Source organism: Cystobacter fuscus, from assembly GCF_002305875.1.
In the GTDB taxonomy this organism is placed as follows: Bacteria; Myxococcota; Myxococcia; order Myxococcales; family Myxococcaceae; genus Cystobacter; species Cystobacter fuscus_A.
In genome coordinates, this window is the sequence record NZ_CP022098.1 from 9,648,739 (window position 1) to 9,662,462 (window position 13,724).

General features: G+C 69.8%; 15 protein-coding genes. 11 read left to right on the forward strand and 4 right to left on the reverse strand.

All coding sequences use genetic code 11. The features are described from left to right. Window positions 1–21: 21 nt before the first annotated feature. The 3 genes from CYFUS_RS38995 to CYFUS_RS39005 all read left to right on the forward strand — a co-directional run bounded on the left by CYFUS_RS38995 (window position 22) and on the right by CYFUS_RS39005 (window position 4,999). Entirely contained in the window at window positions 22–1,383 is a 1,362-nt protein-coding gene (locus CYFUS_RS38995; protein ID WP_095989805.1) for a M16 family metallopeptidase, read from the forward strand. Beyond that, complete coding sequence (locus CYFUS_RS39000; protein WP_095989806.1) at window positions 1,383–2,999, forward strand: M16 family metallopeptidase; 1,617 nt, start codon at window positions 1,383–1,385, stop codon at window positions 2,997–2,999. Before CYFUS_RS38995 ends, CYFUS_RS39000 begins: the two co-directional genes overlap by 1 nt. 152 nt (window positions 3,000–3,151) lie before the next feature. Next, complete coding sequence (locus CYFUS_RS39005; RefSeq protein ID WP_095989807.1) at window positions 3,152–4,999, forward strand: OmpA family protein; 1,848 nt, start codon at window positions 3,152–3,154, stop codon at window positions 4,997–4,999. A 12-nt stretch (window positions 5,000–5,011) separates the two neighbouring features. Here CYFUS_RS39005 and CYFUS_RS39010 read toward each other — a convergent pair whose 3' ends face one another. Continuing rightward, window positions 5,012–5,473, reverse strand: coding sequence for a hypothetical protein (locus CYFUS_RS39010; RefSeq protein ID WP_095989808.1), 462 nt, complete (start codon window positions 5,471–5,473; stop codon window positions 5,012–5,014). 691 nt (window positions 5,474–6,164) lie between these two features. Between CYFUS_RS39010 and CYFUS_RS39015 the strand changes: the two genes are divergently transcribed. Genes CYFUS_RS39015 through CYFUS_RS39025 form a run of 3 tightly spaced genes read left to right on the forward strand, consistent with a single transcriptional unit; the run spans window position 6,165 to window position 7,494 of the window. Beyond that, a complete protein-coding gene (locus CYFUS_RS39015) occupies window positions 6,165–6,599 on the forward strand; it encodes a hypothetical protein (RefSeq protein ID WP_157758914.1) in 435 nt (144 codons plus the stop codon). A gap of 23 nt (window positions 6,600–6,622) precedes the next feature. Then, the gene (locus CYFUS_RS39020) at window positions 6,623–7,063 is read left to right on the forward strand and encodes a hypothetical protein (RefSeq protein ID WP_157758915.1); all 441 of its coding nucleotides are present in this window, start codon (window positions 6,623–6,625) and stop codon (window positions 7,061–7,063) included. 11 nt (window positions 7,064–7,074) lie between these two features. Continuing rightward, window positions 7,075–7,494 carry a hypothetical protein gene (locus CYFUS_RS39025; RefSeq protein WP_095989811.1) on the forward strand — a complete coding sequence of 140 codons (420 nt, stop codon included), beginning with the start codon at window positions 7,075–7,077 and terminating at the stop codon, window positions 7,492–7,494. A 24-nt stretch (window positions 7,495–7,518) separates the two neighbouring features. Here CYFUS_RS39025 and CYFUS_RS39030 read toward each other — a convergent pair whose 3' ends face one another. Continuing rightward, complete coding sequence (locus CYFUS_RS39030; RefSeq protein WP_095989812.1) at window positions 7,519–8,109, reverse strand: TlpA family protein disulfide reductase; 591 nt, start codon at window positions 8,107–8,109, stop codon at window positions 7,519–7,521. Next, window positions 8,106–9,131 carry a CFI-box-CTERM domain-containing protein gene (locus tag CYFUS_RS39035; RefSeq protein ID WP_232537068.1) on the reverse strand — a complete coding sequence of 342 codons (1,026 nt, stop codon included), beginning with the start codon at window positions 9,129–9,131 and terminating at the stop codon, window positions 8,106–8,108. The genes CYFUS_RS39030 and CYFUS_RS39035 overlap by 4 nt, the downstream gene beginning before the upstream one ends. A 161-nt stretch (window positions 9,132–9,292) precedes the next feature. Between CYFUS_RS39035 and CYFUS_RS39040 the strand changes: the two genes are divergently transcribed. The 3 genes from CYFUS_RS39040 to CYFUS_RS39050 all read left to right on the forward strand — a co-directional run bounded on the left by CYFUS_RS39040 (window position 9,293) and on the right by CYFUS_RS39050 (window position 11,279). Continuing rightward, window positions 9,293–9,625: a hypothetical protein gene (locus CYFUS_RS39040; protein ID WP_095989814.1), complete on the forward strand. Its 333-nt coding sequence runs from the start codon at window positions 9,293–9,295 to the stop codon at window positions 9,623–9,625. Window positions 9,626–9,712: 87 nt separating this feature from the next. Beyond that, window positions 9,713–10,894: a S1C family serine protease gene (locus CYFUS_RS39045; RefSeq protein ID WP_420042663.1), complete on the forward strand. Its 1,182-nt coding sequence runs from the start codon at window positions 9,713–9,715 to the stop codon at window positions 10,892–10,894. A 118-nt stretch (window positions 10,895–11,012) separates the two neighbouring features. Then, on the forward strand, window positions 11,013–11,279 hold the full coding sequence (locus CYFUS_RS39050) for a vegetative protein (protein WP_095989815.1): 267 nt from the start codon (window positions 11,013–11,015) through the stop codon (window positions 11,277–11,279). Here the strand turns inward: CYFUS_RS39050 and CYFUS_RS39055 are convergent. Further along, window positions 11,276–12,061: an RNA methyltransferase gene (locus tag CYFUS_RS39055; protein WP_095989816.1), complete on the reverse strand. Its 786-nt coding sequence runs from the start codon at window positions 12,059–12,061 to the stop codon at window positions 11,276–11,278. The two genes, CYFUS_RS39050 and CYFUS_RS39055, sit on opposite strands and share 4 nt — an antisense overlap. A gap of 124 nt (window positions 12,062–12,185) precedes the next feature. Between CYFUS_RS39055 and CYFUS_RS39060 the strand changes: the two genes are divergently transcribed. Together CYFUS_RS39060 and CYFUS_RS39065 are read left to right on the forward strand one after the other, a co-directional pair. After that, window positions 12,186–12,701, forward strand: a complete 516-nt coding sequence (locus CYFUS_RS39060) for a hypothetical protein (protein ID WP_232537070.1) — start codon at window positions 12,186–12,188, stop codon at window positions 12,699–12,701. Window positions 12,702–12,752: 51 nt separating this feature from the next. After that, the gene (locus CYFUS_RS39065) at window positions 12,753–13,712 is read left to right on the forward strand and encodes a phosphoribosylaminoimidazolesuccinocarboxamide synthase (protein ID WP_095989817.1); all 960 of its coding nucleotides are present in this window, start codon (window positions 12,753–12,755) and stop codon (window positions 13,710–13,712) included. The last annotated feature ends 12 nt before the right edge of the window (window positions 13,713–13,724 follow it).

Below are 13,724 nucleotides of genomic sequence, written 5' to 3' on the forward strand. Positions count from 1 at the left end.
TTCAGCCACATGAGGACCTGCATGCATCATCGATGGCTCATTCCCCTTCTGCTCGTCCTGCTGGGCACGGCGCTTCCCGTCTCGGCCGCCGAGCAGCCCGCTTCCCCCTTCTTCCCCTACCCCATGAAGGTCGACCGTCTGCCCAACGGGCTCACGGTCATCCGGGTGCCCTTCAACTCGCCCGGGCTCATCGCCTACCAGACGGTGGTGCGCGTGGGCTCGCGCAACGAGGTGGAGCCGGGCCGCACGGGCTTCGCCCACTTCTTCGAGCACATGATGTTCAAGGGCACGAAGAACTTCCCCGAGGGTGAGCGCGAGAAGGTCATCGCCGCCTACGGCTACGACGACAACGCCTTCACCTCGGACGACATCACCGTCTACCACTCGTACGGGCCCACCGCCGGGCTGCTCAAGCTGGTGGAGCTCGAGGCCGATCGCTTCCGCCACCTCGAGTACTCCGAGCCCTCCTTCCAGACCGAGGCGCTCGCCGTGCTGGGCGAGTACCACAAGAACGCCGCCCTGCCCTGGCTGAAGATCGAGGAGGAGCTCTCGCGCACCGCCTTCACCCGCCACCCCTACGGACACACCACGCTCGGCTACTACGACGACATCAAGGCCATGCCCCAGGCCTACGCCTACAGCCGGGCCTTCTTCGAGCGCTGGTACACCCCCGACAACATCCTGCTCATCATCGTCGGGGACTTCGATGACGCCGCGCTGATGGCGGCCGTGCAGAAGCACTATGGCCCGTGGGAAGGCAAGAGCGCCTCCATCCAACTGCCCAAGGAGCCGCCCCAGAAGCAGGAGCGCTCCGTCCACATCGACTGGCCCCAGAGCACCCAGCCCCAGTTGCTCTACGCCTGGCGCACCCCGGCGGCTCGGCTCGACACCTCCGACGCCGCCGTCCAGGCCGTGCTCGGCAGCTATCTCGTGGGCAGCACCAGCCCGCTCTTCAAGGAGCTCGTCCTGGACAAGCAGCTCGCCCAGGACCTGGACGGCAGCACCATGCCCCACCGGGATCCCCACCTCTTCAGCGTCTCCGCCACCCTCCAGAAGGAGGCGAACCGCGCCGCCGTCCGCGCCTCCCTCAACGCCGCGGTGAAGGAGCTCGTCACCGGCAAGGTGGACGCCACCCGCGTCGAGGCCATCAAGAGTCGGACCCGCTATGGGCTGCTCATGAACATGGAGACCGCCAAGGACGTGGCCCAGCAGCTCTCCTGGTACGCCGGCATCTACGGCACCCCGGACGCTCTCGCCCGCCATGTCCAGAAGATCTCCGAGGTGAAGCCCGGCGACCTCGTCGCCTTCGCCCGCCGCTACCTCACCGCCGCCAACCGCACCGTGCTCTCCCTCACCCCCCAGCAGGCCGGAGGTCAGAAGTGATGCGTCCGCTCCTCTCCCGCTCCCTCGCCCTCGGCGCCGCGCTGTACCTCGGCGGCTGCGCCACCGCGTCCCGCACCGCCCCCGCTCCCGAAGCGGCTCCGCCTCCCGCGCCGCCCCCAGCCCAGGCCCAGACTCCCGCCGAGCCTCCCGCGCCCACGTCCGTCCCCGCCCGGCCCCTGCAACAGCCGGAGCCCGCACGGCTCGTCGTCCAGGCCCACCCGGACAGCCCCATCGTCAGCTTCCGGCTCGTCTTCCACTCGGGCTCGGTGGATGACCCAAAGGGCAAGGAGGGCCTTGGCGCCCTCACCGCGCAGTTGCTGGCCGAGGGAGGCACCCAGAGCCTCTCCTCCGCTCAGCTCCTCGAGGCCCTCTTCCCCATGGCGGCCGAGCTGGACGCCTCCACCGACAAGGAGTTCACGGTCTTCTCCGGCCGCGTCCACAAGGACTTCCTGCCGCGCTTCCTCGAGCTGTTCACCGACGTGCTGCTCAAGCCCCGCTTCGATCCCCAGGAGTTCGAGCGGCTGCGCTCCCTCGCCCTCAGCGACCTGCGCAACGGGCTGCGCAGCGAGAACGACGAGGCGCTGGGCAAGGTGGCGCTCGACGCGCTCCTCTACGAGGGCCACCCCTACGCGCACTTCGTGGGCGGCACCGAGAAGGGCCTCGAGGCCATCACCCTGGAGGACGTGAAGGCCCACGCCGCGCGCGTCTTCACCCAGGATCGGCTCGTCATCGGTCTGGCGGGTCCGGTGGATGAGCAGCTCCAGCGCACCGTCGTCTCGCGGCTGTCCGCGCTGCCCGCCACCGGCGCGCCGCGCGTGGAACTGCCCGCCGTGCCCACCACCGGCGGACGCGCCCTCGTCGTGCAGAAGCCCACCCTCTCCACGGCCATCTCCCTGGGCGCCGTCACCCCGCTGCGCCGGGGGGATCCGGACTTCTTCCCCGTGGCCTTCGCCCTGTCGTACCTCGGAGAGCACCGCCAGCTGGGCGGCGTGCTCTTCAACGAGCTGCGCGAGAAGCGGGGCCTCAACTACGGCGACTACGCCTACGCCGAGCACTTCATCGAGGAGCGCGGCACCACGTACAACCGCACCAACATCGCGCGCACCCAGCAGGATCTCTCGCTGTGGATCCGCCCCGTGGTGCCCGACAACGCGATGTTCGCCACCCGGGGCACGCTCTACTTCCTCGATCAACTGCTGGCCCAGCCCATCCCCGCGGAAAAGTTCGAGCGCAGCCGCAGCTTCCTCCTGGGCTACACGCGCCTGTGGGAGCAGACGGATCAACGCCGCCTGGGCTACGCCATCGACGCGCTCTTCCTCGGCACGCCGGACTACCTGGAGCAGTACCGCGCCGCGCTCGCGAAGATGACGCCCGAGTCCGTACACGCCGCCGTGCGCCGCCACGTGCGTCCCGAGTCCCTCGACTTCGCCTTCGTCACCCAGAACGCCGAGGGCCTGGTGAAGCAGTTGAAGGAGCAGGCCTCCTCGCCCATCACCTACGCCTCGCCCAAGAGCCTCGAGTTGCTGGAGCAGGACAAGGCGATTGGCGCGCGGCCCCTGCCCATCCGCCCCGACGCCATCCAGATCGTCCCCGCGGACACCTTCATGGAAAAATAGTGTCTGGTGGACACGAGGGGCAGGCGCCTCCCGGGGGTTTTCTTCACCCCTCGGGGAGGCGGTGGTAAGAGCCGGACGGGTTCCAAGGCCCGAATTTCCGGGCCTCCACCCCGGAGCGGTCCTTGCGAAGCACAGCCATCCGACTCGCCGTGATGATCCTCCTGGTGGCCGGTGTCTCGGCACACGCGGAGGATCCCTTCCTGCGAGGCTTCGACGCCGTCCCCTTGAAGGCGACGCCCGCGCAGAACAGCGGCATCGCGCTCGAGGGCGCCACCCCGGAAACCGCCCAGAGCTTCCGGGCCGCCCTCCTCTTCGACTACACCCACGGGGCGCTCGCCCTGAAGCTGGGCGAGGAGAAGCTGGGCAACCTGCTGCCCTACCGGCTCGATGCCCACGCGCTCTTCGCCTGGCAGTTGCACCGTCGGCTGGAGATTGGCGCGGACCTGCCCTTCACCCTCGTGCAGGGCGACAACTTCCAGTTGCTGCGCGACGCGCTCGCCGCGCAGGACTTCCCGGGCGCCGCCGGCGTGAGGCGCTGGGGGCTCGGCGACATCCGGCTGCAACCGCGCGCCTTCCTGCTGCTGCCCGACGAGTTCCCCGTGGGCCTCGCCCTGTCCGCCGAGGTGCGGCTGCCCACCGGGGACGGGCAGAGCTTCCTCGGCGAGCGCGGCGTGCTCGTCGCACCGAGGCTCGCGGTGGAGCGCGCCTTCGGTCCGGTGCGGGTGCTCGGCAACGTGGGCGTGCGCCTGCGTCCCCGGCCCGCCCAGTACCTCAACCTCTACGTGGGCAACGAGGTGACGTTCGGCGCGGGCGCCATCGTGGACCTGCCGGACGTGGGCCCCCTCACGAACGTGCAGGGGCTCGCCGAGATGCACCTGGCCACGCCGATGTCCGCCCCCTTCAACTTCCACCAGGCCGCCTCCCTCAAGACGCCCTGGGGAGTGCTCGTCGGCGCGCGCACCCGCATCCATGGCCCCTGGGGGCTGGAGCTCGACGTGGGCCGCGGCGTGACACTCGGCAGCGGCTACGGCCGCGAGGACCTGCGCGTGCTGCTCTCCGTGCGCTACGACCAGGCGTTCGTCGACTCCGATGGCGACGGCGTTCCCGACTCGCGCGACAAGTGCCCCACCGAGGGCGAGGACGTGGATGGCTTCCAGGACGACGACGGCTGCCCGGAGCCCGACAACGACGGGGACGGCATCACCGACGGCCAGGACGCATGCCCCAACGGTCCGGACAGCTGCCTGGACTCGGACAACGACGGCGTGCCGGATGGCCTGGACCAGTGCCCCAACAAGCCTGGCCCTCCGGGCTACGACGGCTGCCCGGATACCGACGGAGACGAGGTGCCCGACAACGTGGACAAGTGCCCCGATCAGTCCGGCCCCCCCGAGAACGATGGCTGCCCCATCGACAACCCGCCGTTCGTCATCGTCGAGTCGGATCGCATCCGCATCAAGGGCAACATCCTCTTCGAGACCGGCTCGGCCAACATCCAGAAGCAATCCCTCAAGCTGCTCGACGAGGTGGCCACGGTGCTCGATCGCAACCCGTCACTCGGACCCGTGCTCATCGAGGGTCACACCGACAACGTCGGCTCGGACACCCTCAACCTGAGCCTGTCCCAGCGCCGCGCCCAGTCCGTCATGGACTACCTCATCTCCAAGAACATCGAGGCCCATCGCCTGCGCGCCAAGGGCTTCGGCGAGTCCCAGCCCATCGCCACCAACGGCACCCCGCTCGGACGCGCGAAGAACCGCCGCGTCGAATTCCGCCTCATCAAGTCCGAGGTGGAAACGGCCCCGCGCATCGTCCCCCAGGACAAGAAGCCCGAGGGGGACACCAAGGCCAAACCCGAGGGCAACTCCAAGCCGGAGACCAAGGCCAGGCCCGAGGCCGCCACCAAGCCGACCACCAAGGCGGAGACCAAGGCCAGGCCCGAGCCCGCCCCCAAGGCAAAGCCCGCGACCGCCCCCAAGGCCAGTGCCGAAAAGCCCTGAGGTCGGTCCGGTTCAGCGCGTGGGCTTGAGCGTGGAGAGCGAGCGCTCGACGCGCGCTGAACCCGGGCCGTAGTCCCGCTCGGCGGCCGTGTAGAGGACGAGCACGAAACGATCTTCACGGGGCAGCAGGTAGACGAGCGTGCGGGAAGTGCCCTGCTGGAACTCGTAGCGGGCCACGGGACCCGCGGGGAGCGTGCCCTGGGTGGCGTTGAGCCGTCGGCCCGGCACCGGGACGCCCGCGGCCCCCAGCACCGCTTCCGGCTCCGCGTCCAGCTTGGGCGCGGGCCCCGGCACCGAGCGCACTTCCAGCCCGCCCTCGAACTGGGCCACGGCCGGAGGGCCTGGTTGCTCGGAGCGCAGGGCCATGCCGGAAGGAGGCTCGTACTGGAGCCCGAGCGCCTGCGACTCCAGTTGGCGCGAGCAGGCGGCGACACAGCCCAGGAGCAAGCACAGCGTCAGAGCAAAGCGGTTCATGGAGGGTAGCGTGCCACACACTCCGCCCTCCCAAGAGTGCGGGCTTGCATCCATCCCACAGCACATTTTTCCGGTTCGGGACTGCGGCGCCCTCCATGCAGAAGCAACCCGCGCGCGTATCTCCTTGAATTCACAGCGGAGACTCGGATTGAGGGGGTTCGGCACGGCGGATGCTAAAGCCATCCTCGCGGACGATGTGGGTCCGGTGGATGGGGCAGCACGGGGCAGTACGGGGTCGGGCGGGTCGGGGCGGTACGGGGTCGGGCGGGTCGGGGCGGTACGGGGTCGGGCGGGTCGGGGCAGTACGGGGTCGGGCGGGTCGGGGCAGTACGGGGTCGGGCGGGTTGGGGCAGTACGGGGTCGGGCGGGTTGGGGCAGTACGGGGTCGGGCGGGTCGGGGCAGTACGGGGTTGGGCGGGTCGGGGACGGACGTAGGTAGCGAGTGGGAGTGACCGCTCGCGGATACGGCTCGGGGAGTAGGGGACGGGGAAGGTTGGAGCCGGTCCTCGCTGGTGAGTTCAACCGCGAGGGCCGGTGCACCCCTTGAAACGCGACATGCAGAAATCGGGAACGCACCACGGCGCGCGCTTCGCGCTCACGGCCGTGGTGCGCACGCGGAGAACAAGGACATTGCTCCGGACCCCGCTCGTATCCCATGCTCGGCCCTCTTCGTGATTGGGGGCGGGATCGCATGCGCAGGACACTCGGGCTCCTCTTGTCGGTGGGGCTGACTGGTTGCACGACGGTGAACGTGGCATCGCTGCCCTCGTCCCGGGACACGCGCGACGTCTTCGTCACCACCTCCGATGTCCAGGTTCCCTACCAGAGCCTCGGACTGGTGCAGGCCACTCGCAAGGGCGTGCTGCTCTTCGGCTTCGCGGATCCCGCGGGAACCAGCCTCGAGGACGGATTGAGGGATGCCCTGCTCCCCGAAGTGCGGCGCATGAGCGGCGACGGCATCATGAACGTGCGCTTCCATCAGACGCAGTACGCGCTGCCCACGCGCCTGCTCTTCGCCCTGCTCTTCTTCATCCCCCTGCCCACCCAGGTCACCTTCAGCGGCGAAGTGGTGCGGCTCGATCCCGAGGGTCTTCCGCCACCTCCTCCGAGCAGCCCGTCGCGCTGAACCCCCAACCGCCAGGAACTCCGGTGAGACTTCCCCTCTTGTTCTGCTTGCTGCTGTGCGCGGGCTGCAACGCCGTGTCGCACGGCTCGAGGCTGTCGGACCGTCCGCCCCACACCGGGCGAGGCCTGTATTTCAGCACGGGGGGCTCGCCCTGGCCCTTCCGCACGATCGGCTTCGCCCAGATCACCGGCTACGGCGTCACCGTGGCGGGGCTCTCGGACGTGGGAAACGCCGCCATCGATCAGACCATCCAGGGCGCGCTCGCGGACGCGGCACTGAAGATGGGCGGCGATGGCGTCATCTACATCGAGTTCGAGGACCAGAACCCGCCCACGGACGTGGAGCGCGCCTCGGACCTGTCCGAGTCCATCTCCAACGGGTTGAGCGGCCAGGGCGGAGTGAAGACCCGGGACCGCAATGTGATCGTCACCGGTGAAGTCATCCAGTTCCTCCCCTCCCCGTGAGACTCCCTCCGATGCGACTTCCCACCGTGCTCGCGCTGCTGGCGCTCACCGGGTGCACCGTCGTCAACACCGCCTCCGTTCCCTCCGGCCGCGACGGCCAGGACATCTTCGTGACGGCGGGCGACATCTCCGAGCCCCATGAGTCTCTCGGCCTCGTGCAGGTCACGCGCTCGGGGGTGCTGCTCTTCGGCTTCGCGGACGTGGTGGGCACCGACCTCGAGGCGGGCTTCCATCAGGCGCTCATTCCCCAGGTGCGGCGCATGGGAGGCGATGGCGCCATCAACGTGCGCTTCCACCAGACGCAGTACCTGCCGGTGACGAAGGCACTGGGCGTCCTCTTCTTCTTCATCCCCCTGCCCACCCACGTCACGTTGAGCGCCGAGGTGGTGAAGCTCCAGCGCGGAGCGGCAGCGCCCGGCGCGTCACGCTGAGGCCCGGGCGCTCCGCGGCGGTCCCTACTTGAGGGCCCGCTCGATGCGCTGGCGCAGCGCCGCCTCCGACAACATGCCGCGCTGCGCGTCCACCACCTGCCCCTTGCGGTCCAGGAAGTAGAGCGTCGGCAGGGCCGTCACCTGGAAGACCGCCGCCAGCTCATCCGGCGCGAACACCACGTACGGCGCCAGCTCCGGCATGCGGCTCTGCACGAACTCCTGCACGAACAGCGGCGCGTCCGGCATCTCGTCCCGGCTCGCCGCCACGAACACCAGGCCCTTGTCCTCGTACTCCTTGGCGAGCTTGATCAGCGACGGCATCTCCGCCTGACACGGCGCGCACCACGTCGCCCAGAAGTCCAGCATCACCACCTTGCCCTGGAGCTCCGCCAGCGACATCGTCCCGTTGTCGTACTTCTGCAGCTTCATCACCGGGGCCACGGTGCCGTCGGACGCGAGCCGTGCCCGCAGCGCCTCGCTCACGCCCAGGTACGACAGTCCCGCCAGCCCCAACAGCCCCGTCACCACCAACAACACCTTGCTCCACCCATGGCGCGGCGGCGGCGGCGGTGGCTGCTGCTGCTGCCCGGCGTCTCCAGTCTGTGGCTCCGTCACGTGCGTGACTCCCTCTTCGTCTTCAACAACACCCGATGTACCTGCGTGAGCACCCGCCGAACCTCGCGCCTCACCCGCGGCCGGCCCACCACCCAGCGCGCCAGCCCCGGCCCATGCCGGTAGTAGACGCGAATGAACCCGCGCCCCCACGCATGGCGGCGCAACACCTCGTCCCGGAACGCCCGGAACGTCACCAACTCCGGCGCGCCCTCTCCGAACGCCGCCGTCACCACGAAGCACGAACTGGCCGGTGAAATCCACATCAGCCGCTTGTTCGTCTGGTTCATCACCGCCTTGAGTTCGCGCGCCTCGGTGTACAGGAAGACCAGCAAGTCCCCCCGCGTCGACGGGAAGTCATCTCCACTGGCCTCCTCGAACTCGATGCGCGAGCTGCCCGCGCCCCGCACCTCGTCCACCGTGAACAGGAAACGCTTGGAGCTGGGCTTCGTTTCGATCTCCACCGAACTCAGCTCGCCGAAGTAGGCCCGGAAGGGCACCTGGCAGGCGGAACACACATACGCGTGGATGCCGGGCCCCGGCACGTACCCGTACTCGTTGATGCGCTTGCAGCCCATGTTGGGGCAGGCCAGCCACACCTGCGCCACGGGCTCCACGCGGGGATCGTAGCGCGACGCCCCCGTGCTCCGGTCATACACCGGCCCCACCGCCTGCTCCCGGGTGCCGAGCGAACGCGTGGGGTGCGCCACGCGCTCCAGCTCCACCGCGCGCCGCCACGCCTCCTCCGCCTGGGAGAGCCGTCCGTCCACCGTATGGCACAGCGCTTCCCCGTGCGCCCGCAGCGCCTCGACGAGCCGATCCGTGGCCTCCGCCGGCCCCGCGTCGCGCCGCACCGCCAGCCCCAGCGCCAACACCTGCTCCAGCTCCGGCAGCAGCTCCTCGGCCGCCTTGCGCGCCGGATCCTCCGCCCGGTGGTACACGGGGGGCTCCGGAATCCGGGCGAACAGCGCCAGTGCCTGGGCGCGCAACGGCTCACGCGCCTCGTGCGCTCGCGGAAGGGACATGGCCTCCGCCCGCTTCCGGGCGGCCTGGAAGAACTCTTCGGGCTGCAAGGCCGCGCACATTAGAAGGAGCCCCGTCCGCTGTCAGCGCCCTTCCCCTCCCTCCGCCGGAAACTGGCCTCCTGGCCTGCCCCGATGTACGACTGGGTAGGAGGGTGTGAACCATGGGTTTCCTGAAGTTCCTGGTGTGGACGGCTTGCGCGGTGGGGCTCGGGGTCTTCCTGGCCACGGCGGACTTCAACGGCCGCACGCCGGTGGAGTACGTGCAGCGGGAGTGGAAGCGCCAGGTGCAGCCGAGCCGGGTGGAGCGGGTGACGAACAGCCTGCGTGACGCGCTCGACGATGCCGAGGACGCGGTGAAGCGGACGACCAGGCAGGCGACCCCGGCGGCCGTGAAGGCCCCGACACCGGCTCCGGCCCCCGAGGCGGGACCGCGCGAGCGCATCACCCACGAGGATCGCGCGGCGATTGATCGCATCATCGCTCAGAAGAAGTAGTTCCCCGGAAGGGGGCGGGAGGGCCCCGCTTCCGCTCCGCTCCCGCCCACCCTAGGTTGTCAGAAGGCGGTCTGGGGAGAGGCGGGGATGATGGCGGGTCAACGGTGGTGGACGGGGCTCACGCTGGCCGTGTTGTTGAGCGCGCCGGCCTGGGCGAGCCCGAGCGCACAAGCGGGCAGGCTGTGGGTGGAAGCCAGGCAACGCTCGGTACGAGAGCAACGCTCGGCGCTCAGCGAGGTGGCGCGAGCGGCCATGCCCGCGGTGGTCTCCATCACCACGCGCCAGCCCAACCCCACGCCCGGCGCCGAGGGAGAGACACAGAAGGGCATCGGCTCGGGCCTCATCATCCACCCCGACGGCTTCATCCTCACCAGCGCGCACGTCGTCGAGGGCGCGCAGGACATCAGCATCTCGGTGCTGTCGCCGGCGGGCTACGCGGAGGAGTACCCGGCGCAGCTCGTGGGCGAGGACACGCGCACGGACTCGGCGCTGCTGAGGATCCACGCCCCGCGCAAGCTGCCCGTGCTCAAGCTGTCGTCGGCCTCGCGGGTGGAGGTGGGCGACTGGGTGATGGTGATTGGCAACCCGTTCGGACTGACGCACTCGGTGACGGCGGGCGTGGTGAGCGCCAAGGGCCGCACGGACGTGACGCCCAACGGGCGCGATGGCGACTTCGACTACATGCAGGTGGACGCCTCCATCAACCCGGGCAACTCGGGAGGGCCGGTGTTGGACCTGAATGGGGAGGTGGTGGCGATCGCCAACGCCGTGAACGTGGCGGGCCAGGGCATCGGCTTCGCCATCCCCGTGGACATCGCCAAGGCGGTGCTGCCGCACCTGCAGAAGTACGGACGGGTGCGCCGGGGCTGGATGGGCGTGTCCGTGCAGGACTGCACCCCGGACGTCGTCGAGGCCTACGGGCTGGGACACCCCCGGGGCGTGGTGGTGTCGGAGGTGGCGGATGGAGGACCCGCCGCGCGCGCCGGCCTGCAGGTGGGCGACGTCATCGAGGGACTGGACACGCTGCACGTGGAGCGGGCCCACAACCTGCGCTGGCAGGTGGCGGCCCGGGGCGTGGGCGGCCGGGTGATGCTGCACGTGCGCCGGGGAGTGCAGCCCCTGAAGATGCGGGTGCGACTGGAGGAGCAGCCAGGCGAGACGGTGCCCGCCACGGCCGTCCTCTCGGCGCCGTCCAAGCACGTCCAACCCGCGGAGAACGAGGGGACGGGGGGCTCCGGACAGGCGGGCAAGAAGGCGGGCTCGCCCTGAGCTGGAAGGCGGAGGGGGGCGCCCGCGTCCCCGCCTGCCTCCTTGCGTTCCGCGGCGGCCAGAGCTACACGAGGCTCCTTTCCGCACGATTTTCGCTGCGTTGCATTGAGGAGCTGTCATGCCTGAAGCACAGAAGACCACCCTGAAGAGCTGGCCGCGCACGGCCAAGGGCGGGGGCAAGAAGGCCTGCACCGTCGAGGGTTGCAAGCGCCCCTACCGCGCCAAGAGCTACTGCTTCTTCCACTTCAAGAAGTGGCGCCAGGGCGAGCTGCCCCACTCGCGCTACCGCACCTGCTCCAAGGCGGAGTGCCGCACGAAGACCGACAAGGGCGGTCTGTGCGCCAAGCACTACGCCGAGACCTACAAGACCGCCGCCGCGGCCTAGGCGTTCCGGCGCGGGCCTCGCGAGGGCGCTTCCTGCTCGGAAGGGCCCTTGCCCCCGCCCATCATCCTCCCCACGTGCTTGAAGGCCGTGAGCCACAGCTCCGCCTCGCGCTGGGTGAGTTCCGCTCGCAACAGACTCCGCTCCAGCTCGCGCAGCACGTGCTCCGGCGCCTGCGGGTTGAGGAACTGCGCGCGCAGCAACACCTCGCGCATCCGCTCGCCCAGCGCGCTCACCGTGCCCATGCGCGCCCCCTGGTATTCCGGCGCCGGCTCCGCCGCCCGCTCGGGCGCGCCCCGGCCCTCGCGCGAGCACAGGTAGAGCAGCACCGCCGCCGCCTGCGCCAGGTTCATCGAGGGCTGCACCTCGCTGGTGGGAATGACGAGGAAGTCCGAGCAGAACGCCAGCTCCTCGTTGGACAGCCCCCGCTGCTCACCCCCCAGCACCAGCGCCACCCTTCCCCGCCGGCTCTGATCCGCCAGCCGCGCCGCCGCCTCCTCCGGAGTGAGGGCGACACGTCCCTCGATCTGGGTGCGAGACGTGGTGCCAATCGCGTACACGCAGTCCTTGAGGGCCTCGGGCAGGTTCTGTGCCACGGCCATGCCCTCCAGCACCGCCCCACCCTTCACGGCGAGCCGCTCGGCGCCCCGGAAGGAGTAGGTGGCGGGATCCGACAGGATGAGCCGCGAGAAACCGAAGTTGGCCATCACCCGAGCCACGGCTCCCATGTTCTCGGGTGATCGCGTCTGGTGGAGGACAACCGTCAAGTTCTCTGCCGGGAGCATGCCTCCGAGTTTAGCTTTCCGTGTCAGAGCCGCATCGGTATATTCCCCCATGATGCGTCGCTGGGTCGCTGGCCTGCTCCTCTCTCTCGTGGTCCTGACGGGTTGTGGCGTCGGGAGTGCCCCCGTGCGCGCTTCCCTGGGTGCCCGACAGGCGCTCACCAGCTCGCCCGAGCTGCTGGAGTTCGAGAGCCCCTCCATCCGCCTGGAGCTGTACCGGGAGGTGGCGCGCCTGTCGCAGTTGGAAGCGGGCCAGGCCGCGCAGTCCTCCATGCTCTTCCCCATCACCCTGAACGGGGAGCTGGTGGCGGCCCCGGGCATCGAGGGGCGCACGGATCTGTTGCAGGCGCCCGACGCGGGGGCCCCCCTGCAGTTGAACTTCGATGGGCGGACGGGCGAGCGCTGGCAGGAGGATCGCCGCGAGAGCTTCCAGGGTCTGTCCGAGCGCGAGGCGGCCGAGCTGGTGGCGCGCACGCTGCTCGCCCACTGGAAGGTGAATCCCACGGGCGTGGTGCAGGTGGATCGGGCGTCGAGCGCGCCCTACGCGGCCGCCTACGTGGACGGCATCCTGCGCATCAACCCCGCGTTCCTGTACATGGCGGCGGCGTACGGTCCCGCTTCCCTGCCGGGCACGGTCCAGTAGAGTCCGCGCCTCTTTCTGTGCCCCACTTCACGGGGCCGAGGCGCTTCTCTCGTGACTACCTCCGCACTCCACGCCCAGCTCACCCAGACGCTCGGGCGCGTCCACCTGCCTTCGCTCGGCGAGCACTACCAGGGCAAGGTGCGTGACACCTACCGCCAGGGGGACCGGCTCGTCCTGGTCACCTCGGATCGTCTGTCCGCGTTCGATCACGTGCTGACCACCATCCCCTTCAAGGGCGAGGTGCTCAACCGCCTGGCCCACTTCTGGTTCGAGCGCACGCGCCACATCGTGCCCAACCACGTGCTGGACATGCCGGATCCGAACGTGATCGTCGCGCGCGCCTGCCAGCCCTTCGCGGTGGAAGTCGTCGTGCGCGGCTACCTCACCGGCAGCCTGTGGCGCGACGTGCAGAAGGGCACGCACACCGCCTACGGGGTGGCCTTCCCGGAAGGCATGCGCAAGGACGAGGCCTTCCCCGAGCCCATCTTCACGCCCTCCACCAAGGCGCAGTATGGCCAGCACGACGAGCCCATCTCCGAGAAGGAGATCCTCGAGCGGGGCCTGGTGGGCACTCGGGACTGGGCACGCATCACCGAGGCGGCACGCGGACTGTTCCTCGAGGGCCAGAAGTGGGCGCGCACGCGTGGCCTCATCCTCGTGGACACCAAGTACGAGTTCGGCAAGGTGGGCGATGACCTGTACGTCATCGACGAGATCCACACCCCGGACTCGAGCCGCTACTGGGTGGCCGACGAGTACGAGGCTCGCTTCGCCAAGGGCGAGGATCAGCGGATGCTGGACAAGGAGAACATCCGCCAGTGGCTCATCCGCGAGCGCGGCTTCCAGGGCCACGGCACGCCGCCCGCCATTCCGGACGACGTGCGCGTGTCGCTCGCGGAGAAGTACCTCGCGGCCTATGCGCAGCTCACCGGCACGCCGCTCACGCTGGAGCCGGGCGACGTGCACGCGCGCATCGAGAAGAACCTCGCGGCGCGCGGCTACCTGAAGTGAGCCCCCCGGGCC

Coding starts and splice junctions, on each gene's coding strand:
- CYFUS_RS38995 (WP_095989805.1), top strand. CDS start 22: ATGCATCATCGATGGCTCATTCCCCTTCTGCTCGTCCTGCTGGGCACG.
- CYFUS_RS39000 (WP_095989806.1), top strand. CDS start 1,383: ATGCGTCCGCTCCTCTCCCGCTCCCTCGCCCTCGGCGCCGCGCTGTAC.
- CYFUS_RS39005 (WP_095989807.1), top strand. CDS start 3,152: ATGATCCTCCTGGTGGCCGGTGTCTCGGCACACGCGGAGGATCCCTTC.
- CYFUS_RS39010 (WP_095989808.1), bottom strand. CDS start 5,473: ATGAACCGCTTTGCTCTGACGCTGTGCTTGCTCCTGGGCTGTGTCGCC.
- CYFUS_RS39015 (WP_157758914.1), top strand. CDS start 6,165: ATGCGCAGGACACTCGGGCTCCTCTTGTCGGTGGGGCTGACTGGTTGC.
- CYFUS_RS39025 (WP_095989811.1), top strand. CDS start 7,075: ATGCGACTTCCCACCGTGCTCGCGCTGCTGGCGCTCACCGGGTGCACC.
- CYFUS_RS39035 (WP_232537068.1), bottom strand. CDS start 9,131: ATGTCCCTTCCGCGAGCGCACGAGGCGCGTGAGCCGTTGCGCGCCCAG.
- CYFUS_RS39040 (WP_095989814.1), top strand. CDS start 9,293: ATGGGTTTCCTGAAGTTCCTGGTGTGGACGGCTTGCGCGGTGGGGCTC.
- CYFUS_RS39045 (WP_420042663.1), top strand. CDS start 9,713: ATGATGGCGGGTCAACGGTGGTGGACGGGGCTCACGCTGGCCGTGTTG.
- CYFUS_RS39050 (WP_095989815.1), top strand. CDS start 11,013: ATGCCTGAAGCACAGAAGACCACCCTGAAGAGCTGGCCGCGCACGGCC.
- CYFUS_RS39055 (WP_095989816.1), bottom strand. CDS start 12,061: ATGCTCCCGGCAGAGAACTTGACGGTTGTCCTCCACCAGACGCGATCA.